Genomic DNA, 17027 nt, shown 5'->3' with positions numbered 1-17027 from the left:
CTCTACGGGAACCTCTTGCTCTACGGGAACCTCTTGCTCTACGGGAACCTCTTGCTCTACGGGAACCTCTTGCTCTACGGGAACCTCTTGCTCTACGGGAACCTCTTGCTCTACGGGAACCTCTTGCTCAGCGGGAACCTCTTGCTCAGCGGGAACCTCTTCCGTATTTTGAGTAATTTGATTCGTCCTGGCAGGAAGTTCATCCGAAACCCCCTTGGCAATGTTTGAAAGATGGGCAAAGAAGGAGAAGGGAGAATTGCTTTGAGGGGCAGGAGCCTCTTGCTGCTGCTCATCTTGTTTAATCATTTCTTCCCAATCAATATCATCATCTTCATCCGGTCCGACCGGAAAAGCATCGGGAACATCATCTTCTTCGTCTTCTTGTTCTTGATCAGCGGAAACCAAGAAATCCTCTGATTCCTCTTCTTCATCCCCATCTGTTTGAGGTTCTAAAAGACAATATGCCTCTTGCTCATATTCATCATTTTCGTTTTCATCTTCTTCCCCGTTCGGCAAGACACCAAACAGATCATCTTCCTCAAGATCAAAGAGGTTGGGCTGTTCCTCATATTCAGCCAACTCGGCAGCGGTCTCAGTCTCTTCCTGCTCCTTGTCCTTTTCAGAATCAACGGAACCGGATTCTGTTTGGGTATCAGAGGTGAAATAGGAAGCCCCTGCGAACGGGATACTCTCTTCCTCAGGGATACTCTCTTCCTCAGGGATACTCTCTTCCTCAGGGATACTCTCTTCCTCAGGGATACCCTCTTCCTCAGGGATACCCTCTTCCTCAGGGATACTCTCTTCCTCAGGGATACTCTCTTCCTCAGGGATACTCTCTTCCTCAGGGATACCCTCTTCCTCAGGGATGCCCTCTTCCTCAGGGATGCCCTCTTCCTCAGGGATGCCCTCGTGTTGATGATGCAACTCAGCGGAGAACGAGACTCCCAATATATCCTTCAACTGTGCAACCCCTTCCCATTGTGATCCCAGGTTTGCCAACTGGAGGAATGAAAGTTGAAGCACCCCATCCTGCATTTCAAGTGGGTAGAGTATCGGATGCTTGGTATCTATGATGACAGTAGGACTTGGATGAAGACAAGCAAGTTCACGTGCCGTCATTTCCTCCTGCAATTGGGAAAGATACTGATCAGTCTCTTTGAACGGATGAAAGCGTTGAAGCACATGACTGGCATCAGGAACCTGCACTACAAGCTCCTTCTTCCCATTTTCAAACAGGGCGTCCAACACCCCATCGGCAGTGGATACATTTCGGGTGTAATGCATCGAACCAAGCATGGCCGTAAAGAAGGTGATCGGTACAAGCTTGCATTTCTCTTGTTCGATCACATCCCACTGTCGCTGCAGTTCTGGATCTTTTGCACATACAGCACGCTTGATGCATCCATACGCCCGAATGAGCAAAGTAGAAGCATCAAAACAATAAAATGATGATCCGATGCGCAGGAATGGACTATCCTGTTGCGGCAAGGTCTCAAACAACAGATGCTCCGACGAATCAAACGGATTCGAGGCAAACGTCAAGGAGAGCAGGTAGGCATCACGTTCCTGGAGTTGCGTATCACGGAGCACGTCATACAATCCGAACCCATCTCTTCGGTCCACAATATCAGCCACCCAGGATTCCCAGCCCTGTTCCTTGATGATCCTGTCCATCACCTGATTGATATCCTGGACATCCTCACCATGGGTTTTCATCAGTTCAAATTGCAACATGCTCGCCTGCTTGAACGTCGAACTTTCCTCGCTCAATGCGTCGATCCCTTCGAATGCACGTTTGCACAGTACATGGAATGACGCAAGCAGGCCATCAAGTTTGGCGGGGAACACCTCATTGACCAGCGTATTAAACGGTTGCAATTGGTACTTTAGTGCAGTATAGGTCTGCTCGATCAAGGAAGGGTCCATTCCTGAGGGGAGGCAGAATTCGTCCACCTCAGCTTGGAATGCCAGCAACAACGCATCACTGTCGATGCGATTCGTCGCCTTGAGCAACAACGCATAGTTGTCAACATACCGAATGCTCTTTCGACAAATATCCTCAAAAACTTGCACCAACCGTTTCCAGTCCTTGCTTTTGATCTCACGGTTCTGGGAATAATCCTGCTGCCAATATGGCAACAAACCTGCCAGGTATGAGACCAAAGCGGAAGCGACCTGCTGGGAAAAGGAATCGATGGATTTGGTGGAGCGAAGACGACGTTCCTCCCAACAAGCATATTTGACAAGTTCCAAAGGATGATATTGAAAAACCAGTGCCTTGATGCTTTTTTCATCATTTGCCAGGAAGGTGGAGATTTCCTTCAGATTCTTTTGCAATTTTTCCGGTGAAATGTCACCGACGGAAAGCAAATCCCATGATTCACTGGTTTTCATTGCTGCATCTCCTTAGCTCAGAGCATACCATACCTTCGACGAGCATTCAAACTTCCTCTGCAGATTGGCATACATCATATTTTTTCAATCGCAGGTGTGGTCATCAAGCGATAGAAGACCACGCACAACACCAAGGAGGCAACCGCAAAAAGTGAATAACCGGCAAACAATACACGATATCCATGGTTCTGCACGACCACTCCTCCCAAAATGGATCCCAAGACTGCGGGCAAACCGGTACCCAGGGAAACATACATGGACATACCCAAGGTCCGATGAGAACGCTTCACACGTCGGGCGACAAAGTAAATAGCCGCCGGATGGAAGAATCCATAACAAAGACTGTGGAGCAACTGAGCCGCCAAAACCCCTCCGTAGGAAGGAAACAATGCATATATGAGCAGTCGAACAGTCATCGCAACCGAGCTGATCATCAACAGTTGCACCGGAAGCACCTTCTTCCTCTGGATTAAAAAACCGGCAAGGATCATGGCGAAGAATTCACTACCCGCCCCGATGGCATTCATCAAACTGATTGCATTGATCTTCAGTTCCTCTGCAAGGTACAGACTGAAGAAACTTGTCACCGAGGACATGCTGATGCGATTCAAGGCTATGATGACCAGTCCGACCACAAATGCCTTGTCACACCAAGGACCGGTTGCATCGGAGAGCAAGAGGCATGACTCATGCTTGGGTTTCGGTTCGGATTTCCAAGTCAGGACCAACAAAAAGAAAATTGCGCTTGCCAACAGCTCATATGTCCCGATATCACGATTACTGGTAAGATCCGGACGCTTGGTGGCTGCGAATACCAGAGAAAAAAACACAAACCCGAACGTACCGAACGAGCGTAGCAATGTGTATTTTTGGGAATCACCATTGAAGAGGTTGTTGGCATAACTGTCCAAGATGGGGAGCAGCGAACGAAGGAAGAAAGCCAGAATTACCGAACCGATGATGGTCATCACCAAATTTACCGAAGTCATAAGAATGACCATCCCCATGGCGGAAAGCAGCGTACAGAGGAGCACGAACCCCTTCATGTTTCCATGCTTGTCCACCTGACGCGCCAACAACAGCGGGCCGATGATGCCGGCAACCTCGAACAGGGAAAGCAATGCTCCCACTACATCGTAGGAATATCCCAAGTTCCTGAGCATTACCTGCAAGAACGGATTCACCACCGCATAGATGGAATATACAAAGAAAAACGACGTATAGAGGCTGACCATATGCTGCATTGTAGAAGTTTGTCCGAAGTGCAACAAGCATCCCTTCTCAAATAGTGAGAAAAGGTCGGGCTTTTTCAAGAACGGAAATCGGCAATTTCAAATCCTCAAGATTGGAAAGAGGACTGCTCCGCCTGCTTTTTACTATGCGGTTCACATAGGTTGGACCCAATCCGGGAACCCTCAAAAGAGCATCACGGGGTGCTTTCTTGATCGAAAGTGGATAAAATTGTGGGTTTGCCTGCGCCCAGACCAATTTCGGATCTCTGTCCAGGTTTAGGTTCCCGTTCTCCCCGAACAACAAGTCCTCATAGGCAAAGCCGTATCTACGCAACAACCAATCGGCTTGATACAACCGATGTTCTCGGTTCAGGGAAGCATGAGATGATTCAGGCTGTCCCAATTCATCGAACAACTCCAATTGGGCCGGCCTCTCGATTACGTGTTCACCGGGGATCGAATGATCACCCAACCCACGCTGATAGGCACTGAAATACAATCTGCCGAAATGCAACTCCTTGTACATCCGGCTGGTGTAAAGGAGGATTTCCTTATCCATTTCATCACTCGCCCCGACGATGAATTGACTGGAAGTATGAACCTTCTCATACCTGCTTCCCTTGGATGTTCGGCTTGCAAGATAGGTCAAAGGTTGGAGAATATCAGCCTCGTAATTCTTTGCATGGGATAGTTTTCCAAAATGTTCTGCACCCGGAGTCTCAATGTTCAAGGAGAGTGCGGAAGCATACTTGAGCGCTTCATCGATGCTCTCCTTGCTGCAGCCGGGGATGATCTTCATATGGATGTAGCCTCGGTAGCGGTGCTGCACCCGAAGAAGCCTGGCCGTCTCGATCAAGAGCGCCATCGTATGGTCCGGACAACCGAGGACCGCACTGGAAATGAACAGCCCGAGCAAAGGCCGCTTGCTCTGGAATTCATAGAAAAAGGAAGCCATCTCCTTGGGAGAAAGCGCCACCGGACGATAATCCTGGTCATTGCGAAGCGGGCAATATTTGCAATCGTTGACGCACCGGTTTCCCAACAGGGTCTTGAGTATGATTCCCGCTCCCCCACTGGCTGTGGTGGTGGGATAGAGCCAACCGGAACCGGTCGCATTGCGCTTTCTATGTTCGGCCGGATTCTTCGTACCGCAGGCGCAACTCAGGTCATACTGTGCATCCCGGCTGAGAATATCCAATTTGGTTTGCGTATCCATACCCTACCTCGCACGTAGGTAGGGTAACATTAGTATAGTGGTTTACGCAAGAGGCTGATCATTGATTTTGATACGCAGTAAACCTCTGCATCGCATTCTCAGCAATATTCGCATAGTAGAGTGCATAATCGAAAGAATGATAGACCCCTTTGGGAAAGTGCGCAGAAGAAGCAAGTACCGGCAGCTTGCCTTCGACCGTGGAACATATGACTACCGACCGGCTGAGGTCCAGCCTGGCATCAGCGATACCCGCCAGCAAGGCCGGATTCCCGTTGGGGCCAGGAAGCAACGATCCCAGATTGTTCTGGGCATCAACAGGCTCTTCGGTCCTACTCCAATTCAATGGATTTATGACCAGAGCATCCTTGCTCACGATCAGGTTCGGTTCGGTAACACCGGGCCCTTCCGTATTGTAGGAGATGATTACCTGTGTATCATCGGATTTTTGTGCAAACTTGAGATGCGAATATTCAGCCAAGAAAGCAGGCGTGATCGAGGCACCGATGCAATAGGCTGCCACCATACGTGCATACACCTCAGGATGCTCTTGCATATACCCGGCAAGCAGAAGCTTGAGCACATCCGACCCTTGTGAGTGTCCGGCCAGGATGAATGGTCGATCATGATTGTAGTGCTGGATATAGTAATCGAACGCGGCGATGGCATCCTCCAAGGGGGCTTGCTGTAGGAGCGAGTCCCGTTGGTCGAAGGGAAGTGAAAGAACGGTGGCTGCGTCAACCTGCCGATACATCGGTGCGTACAAATTGGCAACCTGAGCGAAAGCGGTAGCTTGGAGCTGGAACGCCATGGTTGCCTGACCTCTGAGGGTTGCATCGTCACGCTCAGAGTATATGGATGCGGTATCGCTGGTACGTGCATATACCGTAGGATACAGATAGAACACATCTACCGGCTTGAGAGCGGTCGGGGGAAGCGAGATCCATTGGGATGGATCTGCATACGGATTCTCTTCCTGCATCTGCGTGGATGCACACCCACTCAGGCCAAGAACCACCACACAAAGCAAGATAAGCTGAACAGAATGTTTCATTGTTTTGTCACCCCTTCCACCGCAAGTGTTTCTTCAGAGAGATCATGAACGATATTCATTGAGGCAAAAGACTCGCTGGAAGGAAGCAGGACATGATAATCGGTCATATCCCCCATTTCCAACTCGGCTCGGTCGATATCGGTCTGCAACAGATGGCCGCCTTTGCTTGTATCGGCGCTGAGAAAATGCAGATGCCAGCTCGGCATGTTGATCCCATTCACATACTCTGGACAGCGAAAGGCTACAATGGTTCCTTCGATGTCCTCATACGCATATTCCTTCTGGGTCGCGGCAATCGTCGCAAGATGCTGATAAGGCTTTTTCTGACTAGGGACACTTCTGACTCGTACCTGATGGAAGGATCCTTCCAACTTAACCACATAGAAGCGATTGAAGTCGTTGGTCGTCTGGGAAATGATCTCATCCAATCGGGATTTCAATGCCTCGATTCCAGAAACCGAGGACAAGGATACCGCAGCCACATTCGAAGAAGATCCGGTCACCATGGCGAAGGGGACGAGCATGGCATCCTTGACGGGTAGTACCGTCCCGTCGGCCTTTGCTTGGTAGACCTTCCCATCCAACATGATCATTTCCCCATCCAAGGTATCGAAGGTGCCGATACCGATGGTACCGAATGACTTCAGTGTCTTGACGGAGACAAATCCATCATATTCGCCGAGCAACAATGCATTAAGCACGGAAACCTGTGACAACTGGCCCTGTTTGCGATCAAATGTGCTGCATCCTGTAACAAGGAGGATGCAAACAAACAGGACAACCAGTACGTAGAGAGGATTCCGATGACCCCGATACCCCATGATGTCCCTCCAATTGTTCTCAGAGTACTCCCCCTGATCAGAGGGTGCAAGAAAAAACCCAGAGGAATCCGCATCATTCACGAGTTATCGAATTCTCCGGTATTCCGAAACCAAAAGCCCTCCCAATGTCAACCCGGTACCGATCGCCGCAGAAGGGGTCAGGGATTCTCCAAGGAAGAGGGAAGAAAAGAGGATGGTGATGATGGGGCTGAGATACAGATAAAAGGAACTTTGGATGGTTCCGATCGTCCTGAGTCCGAAATTCCAGGAAAGAAAGCAGAACGCGGAGGCAACCAAACCAAGGAAGAGAAAGTGCGGCAGGTAGGAGGTCTTGAGCAGCGAAGCGAAGGGAAACGGACGACGGGCAAGCAGATTCGCAGCCAGGAACCCCACCAAGGCATAGAGAAACATCGTTCGGGTGACCAACAGGTTCGGATATCCTCGTTTTGCAATGATTCGGGTGAGTACCGTATACAACGCCCATACCATAATGGCCGTCAGGGCAAGCAGGTCTCCGATCGGATTGAGATGCAACTTTGAGGTCCCACTGTAAACAATCATGCTGATTCCTGCCATGGCGACGGCGAACCCGAGGAAATACTGAGCGCGAAGCTTTTCCTCGTGGAGCATGAGGTGGGACGCCAAAAAGGTGAAAAACGGGGCTGCGGCCACAATGACGCCCACGTTGGAAGCGGTGCTATACGTAAGTGCGGTGTTTTCCAGGAAATAGTAGAGAAACAATCCGCAAAAACCTGCCGCCGCAACCAAATAGCGATCTTGTGCCTGCTTATACACCAATCTTCTCGGATTGAGCGCGGTCAGCACCAACAGTCCGAGTATGGTACGGACCAACAAGATCTGGATCGGTTCGAATCCTACCAGAAGACGCTTTGTGGAAATATAGGTGGTAGCCCAGACACACATGGTCAAGAATACTGCAACATGACCCAACAACCGCTGGGAACGGGTGACGATATGAACTTCCTGCATGATGGCCGGCAGTGTACCTTGAATTCTTCTGCTATGCAATGAGCCATGCTATACTGTTTGTACCAGAGAGGAGGCGCCTATGCTGACCTATCGAAAGGAACTATGGTTTCACCTCAACAAACGACGCGGCCTGATCAACATCACCGACGCCGTACAGGAAGCGGTCGACGAGTGCGGCATCAAGGAGGGTTTGGTACTCGTCAATGCCATGAACATCACCAGCAGTGTCTTCATCAATGCAATTGAGAAAGGCCTGCACGAGGATTTCGAGATCTGGCTGGAAAAACTGGCCCCCGAGCTTCCCTATGAACAGTACAAACACAATACTGACAAGGAGAACAATGCTGACGGCCACCTCAAGCGCACCGTCATGGGACGCGAGGCGGTCATCGCAATTACCGGAGGCAGACTTGACTTTGGATCCTGGGAACAGGTTTTCTACTACGACTTCGACGGCATGCGCGACAAGCACGTACTGATCAAAGTCATCGGGGAATAACCGTCAAGCTCCCAAGACTTGGCTGCGATAGGCTTTCAGGCCTGCATCGATGCAGGCCACTGCTTCTGCAAGGTCATCGGTATTGAGTACATAGGCAATACGAACCTGTGTATGCCCCAACCCCTCGGTTACATAGAAGTCTTCACAGGGAGCCACCATGACGGTCTTCCCCTGCAAATTGAAGTCCTTGAGCATGAAAATGGCGAATTTTTCGGCATCATCCACGGGAAGCTCAGCTACCATGTAGAAAGCTCCCTTGGGCGTGCTGCACTTGACCCCTTCAATTTTCTGCAGGTGTTCCACCAAAAAATCCCTTCGCTTCTCATATTCCTCGCGGACCTCGATGAGATAGGAATCATCGGTATCCAAAGCAGCACAGGCTGCGACCTGCTCGATATCGGGGGGACAGAGGCGGGCCTGGGCCAACTTGAGTGCGTTCTCCAATACTTCCTTGTTCTTGCTGATCAACGCGCCGATACGGGAACCGCACATGCTGTACCGTTTGGAGAAGCTGTCGACACAAATGACGCGATCGGCATATTCAGGAAAGGAAAGTACACTGGTGAACTGCTTCTCATCATAACAGAACTCCCGATAGACCTCATCGACAATGAGGAAAATGTCATGACGCTCACACAACTGCAGCAGTTGCAGCAGTTCATCATGGGTGTAGACATGTCCGGTGGGATTGTTCGGGCTGCATACCAGGATGGCGCCGGTCTTACGGCTGATACGTTTCTCAAACTCGGAAATATCGGGAAGTGCGAATCCATCCTCCATCTTGCTGGTTACCGGAACCAAGGTGACCATCGCCGAGTGGGCGAATGAGGCGACATTGGTGTAATACGGTTCGGGAATGATGACTTCGTCATACGGGTCGCAGAGGGTCATGAACGCAAATTGCAGTGCTTCACTGCCTCCGGTGGTGATCAGGATGTCATCCGCCTGAACCTTGAGGCCGTATTTCTCGTAATAAGAAGGAAGCGCTTCCCGCAATTCCTGTCGTCCCTCGCTGTTTCCATATGCGATGATCTTCTCATCATAGGAACGGACGGCTTTGATGACTTGCTCGGGAGTCTTGATATCGGGTTGTCCGATGTTCAGGTGGTATACCTTGATGCCGCGGCGTACCGCATCACGGGCATAGGGTGACAAACGGCGTATCGGAGAACATTGGAAAGCAGAAATTCTATGTGACATGTGCATACAGGACACTCCAGTTGGTGGGGTTTCTACGGTTCGACACCTCGTCCCAGCAAAGCAGAGGATGAGGTGAAGTATTGATAACCCGGAGCCGCGAGGATCAATCAGTCGCGGTCCGGGTCACTAGCGCTGGCCCCCGGAAGCGGCGCCTGGGGATTTGCCTGACTGTTGTCAATCAAGATCTGAATGAATTTCCTGTTGTCCAGCAACGGACTGATCGAACGGCCATGGTGCAATCTGCTGATGACCCTGGCGAACAATTCGGTGATATCGGCCTGGATGAACCACTCCTTTTCCAGAAGGTCGCGTCCATGGAATACCGAGTTTGTCCCGATGATCCGATAAAAGATGCCTTCCTTGTAGGCTGCATCAAAATCCTCAACGGCACTTCCGTTGAACAAGGGAAGACTGACCATGCAGATGATCTTCTTCGCCCCAAGGTTGGTAAGTTCGCGCATGGCGATGATCATCGTTCCACCGGTGGCAAGCATATCATCGGCCATCAGGACCGTCTTTCCGTTTACATCGCCGAGCAAATTGATGCTCTTGATGTTCGAGTGCTTTGCATCCTTACTGACGATTGAATAATCGCGCTCCTTGTAGAGCATTGCCAACGGTCGGTGCAATGCCTGGGCATAGAACTTGTTCCGGCTGATGGCCCCGGTATCCGGGGAAACGACCACCAGGTCGGGATCGCTGAAATCAATGAGCTTATGCAACGCAATCAGCGTCTGATAGGATGCATGCAGGTTCTCCAGATGGAGTCGAGAGAAACTGTTCTCAATTTCCCTGCTGTGGATATCCAAGGTGATGATGCGCTCGACACCGAGCATTTCACAGATGTGACCGAACATGGCAGCGGTCAAAGCCTCGCGGGCGCTCTTTTTGTGCTGACGGGAATATGGATAGGTGGGAAGCACCAAGGTTACGCTCTCAGCGCCTGCCAACTGGATGGCATTGATGGTGGTGAAAAGAAACATCAAGTGATCATTGACCGAAAGACGAACCGGTTCATCAGAGCCGGCGACCTTGACTGGTTCCATGTTTGATACATCATAGATAATGAAAATGCGAAGGCCACGGACAGCGTCCAGAATCTCCGCCTTTTCCTCCCCGTTGGCGAACTTGGTGTATTTTACCTTGATCGTAAAGTCCGGACACTGGAATGTCGAGGGACACTTACTGCGGGGAATCCGCTTGTTGTTCAGATCATCCATCAGCGTCACGGTCTTGAGGATCTCATCCTCAGTCATCCCATGTCGTTTCGCAAGTGCGCTGGAGAGCTTGGTATATCGCTCCAAATAGAGACGGCGCAGGTGTTTGACCACCTTGCCGGTGAAATATTCTGAACCGGGGCCTGAGATAATCCCGAGCTTGTGAGGTTTGATGATGCTCATGGCTGAACCATACAACAAGAAGGCTGAAAGTTCAATCCATTCTTGCTCTGCAAAAAGGTTTGATTGATCCTTGCGCTTAAGCTTGTTGAAAAACTCTCTGCCCGCCTACTTTACCAACATGCCAGAAACTTGATACGTTTGAACTGATATGAAAACAATTACGATTTTTTTTCAGATTGTAGGCAGCCTAGGGCTTTTTCTGTTTGGTATAAAGCTCCTCAGTGAAGGGCTTCAGAAATCGGCCGGCGACAAGATGAAGGCCATTCTCCGGTTGATGACGAAGAACCGCTTCGTTTCCATTCTGACCGGGTTGCTCATCACTGTGATCATACAGAGTTCATCGGCAACCACCGTCATGGTTGTAAGCTTCGTCAATGCCGGGTTGATGGGTTTGACGCAAGCAATCGGTGTCATCCTCGGAGCCAATATCGGTACCACATTCACCGGATGGTTGGTCGCTTTGCTCGGCTTCAAATTGGACATCACCGTTCTGGCGCTGTTTTCCATCGCCATAGCAGCTCCCATGATGTTCAGCAAAAAAAACAAAACCCGTGATGTCGCAGATGTACTACTTGGATTCGGCATCCTTTTTTTGGGCCTGAATTTCATGTCGCATTCCATTCCGGATATCACCGGCAACGTCGAAGTCCTTTCTTTCCTTTCAACGTTCAACAGTGACACGATTTGGATGAACCTGTTCTGCGTGTTCCTGGGAACATTCGTCACCATGGTCGTGCAATCCTCCTCGGCGGCTATGGCCATGACCTTGACGATGGCTTACAATGGATGGCTCGGGGTCACCGCATCAGCAGCGCTGATCCTCGGTTCAAACATAGGAACCACCATCACCGCCTATCTGGCTTCCATCGGTACCAGCACCACTGCAAAACGTGCAGCATGGGCGCATATCATCTTCAATGTTGTAGGAAGTGTTTGGGCGTTGCTGATTTTCCATCCCTTCCTCTCATTTGTAAATCTTTTGACCCCGGGAAACATTTTCTCTCTTTCAGGACAACAACTTTCCAATCAGCTCCCCTTGTTTTTGGCCATGTTCCATTCGGTATTCAACATCATCAATACCGTGGCATTCTTCCCATTCGTCCGCAAGTATGCACACTTCATAGAACGCTTGGTTCCCGCCAAGGCTGAGTATGATGAGGGCACCTATCACTTCAAGTACATCGGTGGTATTTTCATCGACAGTCCTGAGATTTACATGCTCGCCATCCGTGACGAGATCAAGAAGATGGCAAACCTTGCCTGCAACATGCTCACCCGGTACCGAGGGATGTTCAACAATCCTGAGACTAATATGGAGAACGATGTACAGGCGATGAAAAAGGACGAGGAATACGCCGACCAGATGCAGGAACAGCTCTCGGACTTCTGCGTACACCTCCTGCAGGATTCACAGACACCTACCAATGCATCCAGCCTCAACTGTTTGATCAGGGTCATGGATGAACTCGAGTCGGTGACCGACAGTTGCTACAATCTGACGATGCTCAGTCAACGAAGATACAACCAAGGCTGGAAATTCGATCCGGAAACGGACAAGGATCTGCGTGAATACCAACTGCTGGTCCAAGAATTCCTTGACTACGTACGCGACCGCATGGATAGAACCCTTACGAAGGCGGAAATGCAAAAAGCCAATGAGTTTGAGGAACAGATCAACAGCTGGCGGAACAAACTCAGTCAGATGGTCCAGGATCGACTTTCCGATGGAAAGGCCGATGTACGGGTAGAGCTCTTGATCCTTGAGAAAATCAGACACCTCGAGCATATCGGAGACTACTGCACCAATATCGCCGAAGCCTACCATCAGGCGGTAAAGCACACCCCGATGTTACAAAAGCGTTCAGGAAATACCACCGAAGCCTTGGCTTAAGCGGTGAATTCCTCGTTCTCAGCAGGACCTTCGAAAGAAGGTCCTTTTTACGGTCAATACAGAACGGTTTCGACCCCTTCCAAACCACAGAGTTTCTCATATACCACGTGATAACTGGCAAGCACTTCCTCACAACCGCTCTTTAAGAGGGAGACAAACAGCTGGTCCTCATCCAATCCGAGATTGCCGGTGGTCCCGATGCTGCTTCGATCAAGAATGGTTTTAACCGGATCGAGGGCGGTTACTGCGTCCAGATGCAAGCCGACATCCTTGTAGGTATCACGGAAGTTCTTTCCTTCCTGTACCTGCCTGAGCACCACATCAGTGGCATACAGTTCAGGAGTACAGGCTGCAAGCAGGGCATCAGTGTTGACGGTCAACCCGTCAAGCATCCGCATGAAAATCTGGACCAGTTGCCAGGTTGCCTTCGTCCCGTTGATCAACGGCTCCTTGGTATCCTGAAAATCGCGGTTATACCCGGAGGGGAGACTGCGGATGATGGATTTGATCCGCATGGCGGCAGAGCCTATCAATGAGGAACGGCTGCGTGCAAGTTCCAAACCATCCGGATTCTTTTTCTGCGGCATGATGGAGGAACCGGTGCACAATTCTTTCGGCAGGGAAAAATACCCGAATTCGGGGAGGGTGAAAAGCATCAGATCCTGTGCCAGCTTGCTCAAGGTGAGAGCGATGTACTCACACCCATCAAGAAGCATGGCCTCGAACTTCCCTCGGCTGTTGTTGGCGTACAAGACGTTGTTCTGTACACGGGTGAATCCCATCTGTTCCGCTGTAAACTGCCGATCAAGGGGAAGGGGCACTCCGTAACTTGCCGCCGAACCAAGCGGACTCTGATCGAATGTCCAGGAAAGTTGCATCAGATGCTGGGCTTCATCGTACAATTCCTCTGCGAAGGAGGAAGCCCAAAGACCCACCGAAGAAGGCATGGCGATTTGCATATGAGTGCGCCCGGGCATCGGGACCTCAGCATGATGTTCGGCAAACGCAAGCAGACGTTCACTCAGGCCGGCGGTCAGATGGGCAAGTTTGAGGGTGTATTCACGCATCCAGATGCGGAGGGCTGTCTGCACCTGGTCGTTGCGGCTTCGTCCGGTATGGATCTTCTTGCCTACTTCCCCAAATTGTTTGGTAAGATACGCCTCGATGGCGGTATGACAGTCCTCATCTTCCTTGGTAATCGGAAAATCATCCTGCTGCCTGAGTTTGATGATGTCCCCCAGCCCCAGTTCCAAGGCCCCGAGTTCGTCATCGTTGAGAATCCCGATCTCGTGCAGTCCCCGTGCATGGGCGATTGAGGCCAGACAATCGGCAATCACCAACTGTTGGTCAAGGATATAGTCGTTACTGACGGTGAACTCCTCCATCAAGGAGTCAAGTGAATAATCTTTCTGCCAAAGTTTGGACATCGAAGGCCTCCCAAGCTAGTGCAAAGTCTATTGGCATTGGTTGAACCTGTCAATTGAAGCAAAACAACCTTGTTCGATTCTCAGTATTCATGAAACAATTTTCTGTATTGCTTCTGACCACGCTGTTGTTGTGTACCGGTTGCGGATGCAAAGAGGAGCCGACGATCTTCGATTTGTTTTCCCGGACAGACAGCCGTCCGCCTACCCTGCTCCGCGTAGAAGCAAGGTATCCGGACACCGTTCGGTTTGTGTTTGATGAACCGATCAAATCAAAAAAACTTCAGTTCACCTGTGACGAGAACCCCATCTCCGATTGCACGGTTCAAACGGAAACGGTGGTCATCCGATTCTCAACTGAGCTCAATCCCGGAAAGGGCGAGGTAATTGCCGCCCGAGTTGAGGATTTGGCAGGAAACAGTACCATCTTCCGTATGGAGGTTTGGGTACAGAACCCGAATCCACCATCCTTGCTGATCAACGAATTCACCACCAAGGGGACGGATACCAATCCCGACCGGGTCGAACTGCTGGTCACCAGCCGGGGAAACCTGGCCGGGCTCACCCTTACCTCTGGACTGGAGCAACTGGCAACCGATCGTTTCATTTTTTCCGACCGTTGGGTGGAACGGGGAACATATTTGGTCGTTGTATTCAGTAAAGGAGAAGTCGATCCCTCGTCTTATGTTTCAGAAAATCGGAGTGGGCTTTCCTCCAACAATGGATGCATTGCCCTTTCGTTGAGCCCGCAATGGGACAGTCCGTTGCTCGATGCAGTGGTATGGGGCAACCACACCACTTCGACATTCGAAGGGTTCGGATCGCAAGACCTTCTTGACGAGGCTACGCTTTTGGTGGAAAGAAAGCACTGGACACAAGTCGACAGCAAGCTGAGCATCGATTCAACAAACAGTACTTCCACCCGATCGATGTGCAGAAAGCAACTCGTCGATACCAATTCCCAGGATGATTGGTATATCTGTGATACCAAGCAAGCGAGTTTCGGATACCAGAATTCTACTGTCCTCTACCAATAGGGAAATTTGGTCAGAGATGGGGAGATACAAACCCTTCGATGACGGCAAGGGACGCGGCACCCATGCGCTGGTCTACCACATCTCCTGATTTGAAAATCATCAAAGTAGGGATGGAATTTACGTTGAACCGATCAGCCAACGATCCTGTTTCATCAACATTGACTTTACCGACGATAAGACGACCTTCATATTTCTGGGCAAGCTGAGTTACCGCAGGGGCGATCATCTTGCACGGTCCACACCATGGAGCCCAGAAATCAAGCAACACAGGCTTGTCGGCCTTCAGCACTTCTTTCTCAAAATTGTCTTCAGTAATGATGATTTCACTCATGGATTTTGCTCCTCATGTACATGAGCATACTACCGGCAAACCGTTGAAAAGTGAAGAGCGCAGAGATTCCGAACGCAACTTCTTGTACTTCATCCATCCGTGCAGGGGGCATAGCTTGACAAGTGAACGATCGTTTACTAATAATACGAACAAACGTTCGTGTACCAACATACAAGGAGGATTGCGTGCCGACCACAAAAGAAACCATACTGCAGACCGCACTTCGTCTCTTCGCACAGGAGGGATATGAAGCTACATCCGTCAGTGCCATTGCTACGCAACTCGGCATGACAAAAGGCGCCTTATACAAACACTATAAGAACAAACAGGACATATTCGACCACATTGTGGAGCGTGTATATACTTTGGATGCACAAAATGCCAAGCACCACGGTGTGCCGGAGGAACCCTATGCACAATCGCCGCAGGCTTACCGATCGACAACCTTGGAGGCCGTCCAGGTATTCATGGAGGCTCAATTTCGCATCTGGACGGAAGACGAGTTTTTCAACAATTTTCGAAGAATGCTGATCTTGGAACAATACAGAAATCCAAAAATGATGGAACTCTACCAAACATGTCTGGTCAGCGGACCGGTCGAGTATGTGGAGGATCTGTTTCGTGAGATGCAGGCACAAGGTACGATCACCGACGATCCCAGACAGTTGGCAATCGAACTGTACGCACCGTTTTACTTGCTGCTCAGCATTTCAGACGCCAAGACTGATGCACAGGCGACAACCAGACAGTTGAAGATCCAGATCAAACGGTTTCTGGAAAACAGGAATGTATTGAACCAGCCAAACCAGGAAGGAGTATGAACTATGGAAGATACAACGATTCACGAGATTGATTTTGCCCTCATCAATGAATATTTTACTGCACTTGAACGGCAGGGTCCGGGCAGTCGGGAACAGACCATCAAGGCATTGGGGTTCTTGGAACATCTTTCCGATACGACCAAGATTGCTGATCTCGGGTGCGGTACGGGTTACCAAACCATGGTTTTGGCGCAGAACACGGAAGCAACCATCACCACTTTGGACTTGTATGCAGGCTCAATTGACAGATTGCTTGCTACCGCTGAACACCTTGGTTTCAAAAACAGGATACAAGGCGTCGTCGGTTCAATGGACGCCCTGCCCTTCCGGCAGGAGGAATTCGACGTCATCTGGTCAGAGGGAGCCATCGCCAACATAGGCTTCGAAAAAGGATTGCAGTATTGGAGAAACTTCCTCAAGAAGGATGGGTATATTGCCGTGACCTATGAGTCCTGGTTTACCGAGACCCGGCCAGAGGAAATAGAAGCATGGTGGCATGATGCAGTGCCCGAAATCACAACCATAGGGCACAACATTATCTTGATGCAACAAGCAGGATATGTCCCGGTTGCTGCGTTCGCCCTGCCCGAACCGTGCTGGACCGATCATTACTTTGTACCGCAACAAGCGAGGCAGGAAGAATTCCTGAAGCAATATCCCGGCAACAAGAGCGTAGAGAATATGATTGCCTTTCTCCGGCGTGAAGCCAAGCTATACGAA

The 17027-nt window shown here is 50.3% G+C and carries 15 protein-coding genes; 5 read left to right on the top strand and 10 right to left on the bottom strand.

Translation table 11 applies throughout. From position 1 onward, the window contains the following. From AB7C91_RS03645 to AB7C91_RS03620, 6 genes are all read right to left on the bottom strand, one after another. The coding region (locus AB7C91_RS03645) for a hypothetical protein (RefSeq protein WP_428589296.1) at positions 1-2394 on the bottom strand (2394 nt) is incomplete at its 3' end. A gap of 74 nt (positions 2395-2468) precedes the next feature. After that, entirely contained in the window at positions 2469-3629 is a 1161-nt protein-coding gene (locus tag AB7C91_RS03640) for an MFS transporter (protein WP_332446949.1), read from the bottom strand. 46 nt (positions 3630-3675) lie between these two features. Further along, positions 3676-4842, bottom strand: a complete 1167-nt coding sequence (locus AB7C91_RS03635; protein ID WP_332446950.1) for a radical SAM protein — start codon at positions 4840-4842, stop codon at positions 3676-3678. 58 nt (positions 4843-4900) lie between these two features. After that, positions 4901-5893 (bottom strand): DUF3089 domain-containing protein, encoded by a 993-nt coding sequence (locus AB7C91_RS03630; protein ID WP_332446951.1) that lies wholly within the window; start codon positions 5891-5893, stop codon positions 4901-4903. After that, positions 5890-6714, bottom strand: a complete 825-nt coding sequence (budA, locus tag AB7C91_RS03625) for an acetolactate decarboxylase (RefSeq protein ID WP_428589293.1) — start codon at positions 6712-6714, stop codon at positions 5890-5892. Before budA ends, AB7C91_RS03630 begins: the two co-directional genes overlap by 4 nt. 84 nt (positions 6715-6798) lie before the next feature. Continuing rightward, complete coding sequence (locus tag AB7C91_RS03620) at positions 6799-7704, bottom strand: DMT family transporter (protein WP_332446953.1); 906 nt, start codon at positions 7702-7704, stop codon at positions 6799-6801. 79 nt (positions 7705-7783) lie between these two features. Between AB7C91_RS03620 and AB7C91_RS03615 the strand changes: the two genes are divergently transcribed. Further along, the gene (locus AB7C91_RS03615) at positions 7784-8203 is read left to right on the top strand and encodes a secondary thiamine-phosphate synthase enzyme YjbQ (RefSeq protein ID WP_332446954.1); all 420 of its coding nucleotides are present in this window, start codon (positions 7784-7786) and stop codon (positions 8201-8203) included. A gap of 3 nt (positions 8204-8206) precedes the next feature. Here the strand turns inward: AB7C91_RS03615 and AB7C91_RS03610 are convergent, their stop codons facing one another. Together AB7C91_RS03610 and prs are read right to left on the bottom strand one after the other, a co-directional pair. After that, the gene (locus AB7C91_RS03610; protein WP_332446955.1) at positions 8207-9409 is read right to left on the bottom strand and encodes a pyridoxal phosphate-dependent aminotransferase; all 1203 of its coding nucleotides are present in this window, start codon (positions 9407-9409) and stop codon (positions 8207-8209) included. Positions 9410-9510: 101 nt separating this feature from the next. After that, complete coding sequence (prs, locus tag AB7C91_RS03605; protein ID WP_332446956.1) at positions 9511-10803, bottom strand: ribose-phosphate diphosphokinase; 1293 nt, start codon at positions 10801-10803, stop codon at positions 9511-9513. A 148-nt stretch (positions 10804-10951) separates the two neighbouring features. Between prs and AB7C91_RS03600 the strand changes: the two genes are divergently transcribed. Continuing rightward, positions 10952-12694, top strand: a complete 1743-nt coding sequence (locus tag AB7C91_RS03600; protein ID WP_332446957.1) for a Na/Pi cotransporter family protein — start codon at positions 10952-10954, stop codon at positions 12692-12694. A 53-nt stretch (positions 12695-12747) separates the two neighbouring features. On the opposite strand, the gene argH is transcribed toward AB7C91_RS03600, so the two are convergent. Next, positions 12748-14121: an argininosuccinate lyase gene (argH, locus tag AB7C91_RS03595; protein ID WP_332446958.1), complete on the bottom strand. Its 1374-nt coding sequence runs from the start codon at positions 14119-14121 to the stop codon at positions 12748-12750. Positions 14122-14210: 89 nt separating this feature from the next. Here argH and AB7C91_RS03590 point away from each other — a divergent pair, with 89 nt between their 5' ends. Further along, positions 14211-15155 carry a hypothetical protein gene (locus AB7C91_RS03590; RefSeq protein WP_332446959.1) on the top strand — a complete coding sequence of 315 codons (945 nt, stop codon included), beginning with the start codon at positions 14211-14213 and terminating at the stop codon, positions 15153-15155. Positions 15156-15165: 10 nt separating this feature from the next. Here the strand turns inward: AB7C91_RS03590 and trxA are convergent, their stop codons facing one another. Beyond that, positions 15166-15486 (bottom strand): thioredoxin, encoded by a 321-nt coding sequence (gene trxA / locus AB7C91_RS03585; RefSeq protein WP_332446960.1) that lies wholly within the window; start codon positions 15484-15486, stop codon positions 15166-15168. A gap of 185 nt (positions 15487-15671) precedes the next feature. Here trxA and AB7C91_RS03580 point away from each other — a divergent pair, with 185 nt between their 5' ends. Then, positions 15672-16307: a TetR/AcrR family transcriptional regulator gene (locus AB7C91_RS03580; RefSeq protein ID WP_428589286.1), complete on the top strand. Its 636-nt coding sequence runs from the start codon at positions 15672-15674 to the stop codon at positions 16305-16307. 3 nt (positions 16308-16310) lie between these two features. Further along, positions 16311-17027 (top strand): class I SAM-dependent methyltransferase (locus AB7C91_RS03575; RefSeq protein WP_428589283.1); only part of this gene is annotated, 717 nt, incomplete at its 3' end.

Source organism: Sphaerochaeta sp. (assembly GCF_050256055.1).
Classification (GTDB): domain Bacteria; phylum Spirochaetota; class Spirochaetia; order Sphaerochaetales; family Sphaerochaetaceae; genus Sphaerochaeta.
The sequence above is the reverse complement of the archived record's forward strand: the minus strand, read 5'-3'. Positions and strand labels throughout refer to the sequence as shown.

Excerpts from the sequence above, each read along its gene's own strand:
- AB7C91_RS03640 (WP_332446949.1), bottom strand. The coding sequence starts at position 3,629 with ATGGTCAGCCTCTATACGTCGTTTTTCTTTGTATATTCCATCTATGCG.
- AB7C91_RS03635 (WP_332446950.1), bottom strand. The coding sequence starts at position 4,842 with ATGGATACGCAAACCAAATTGGATATTCTCAGCCGGGATGCACAGTAT.
- AB7C91_RS03630 (WP_332446951.1), bottom strand. The coding sequence starts at position 5,893 with ATGAAACATTCTGTTCAGCTTATCTTGCTTTGTGTGGTGGTTCTTGGC.
- budA (WP_428589293.1), bottom strand. The coding sequence starts at position 6,714 with ATGGGGTATCGGGGTCATCGGAATCCTCTCTACGTACTGGTTGTCCTG.
- AB7C91_RS03620 (WP_332446953.1), bottom strand. The coding sequence starts at position 7,704 with ATGCAGGAAGTTCATATCGTCACCCGTTCCCAGCGGTTGTTGGGTCAT.
- AB7C91_RS03615 (WP_332446954.1), top strand. The coding sequence starts at position 7,784 with ATGCTGACCTATCGAAAGGAACTATGGTTTCACCTCAACAAACGACGC.
- AB7C91_RS03610 (WP_332446955.1), bottom strand. The coding sequence starts at position 9,409 with ATGCACATGTCACATAGAATTTCTGCTTTCCAATGTTCTCCGATACGC.
- prs (WP_332446956.1), bottom strand. The coding sequence starts at position 10,803 with ATGAGCATCATCAAACCTCACAAGCTCGGGATTATCTCAGGCCCCGGT.
- AB7C91_RS03600 (WP_332446957.1), top strand. The coding sequence starts at position 10,952 with ATGAAAACAATTACGATTTTTTTTCAGATTGTAGGCAGCCTAGGGCTT.
- argH (WP_332446958.1), bottom strand. The coding sequence starts at position 14,121 with ATGTCCAAACTTTGGCAGAAAGATTATTCACTTGACTCCTTGATGGAG.
- AB7C91_RS03590 (WP_332446959.1), top strand. The coding sequence starts at position 14,211 with ATGAAACAATTTTCTGTATTGCTTCTGACCACGCTGTTGTTGTGTACC.
- trxA (WP_332446960.1), bottom strand. The coding sequence starts at position 15,486 with ATGAGTGAAATCATCATTACTGAAGACAATTTTGAGAAAGAAGTGCTG.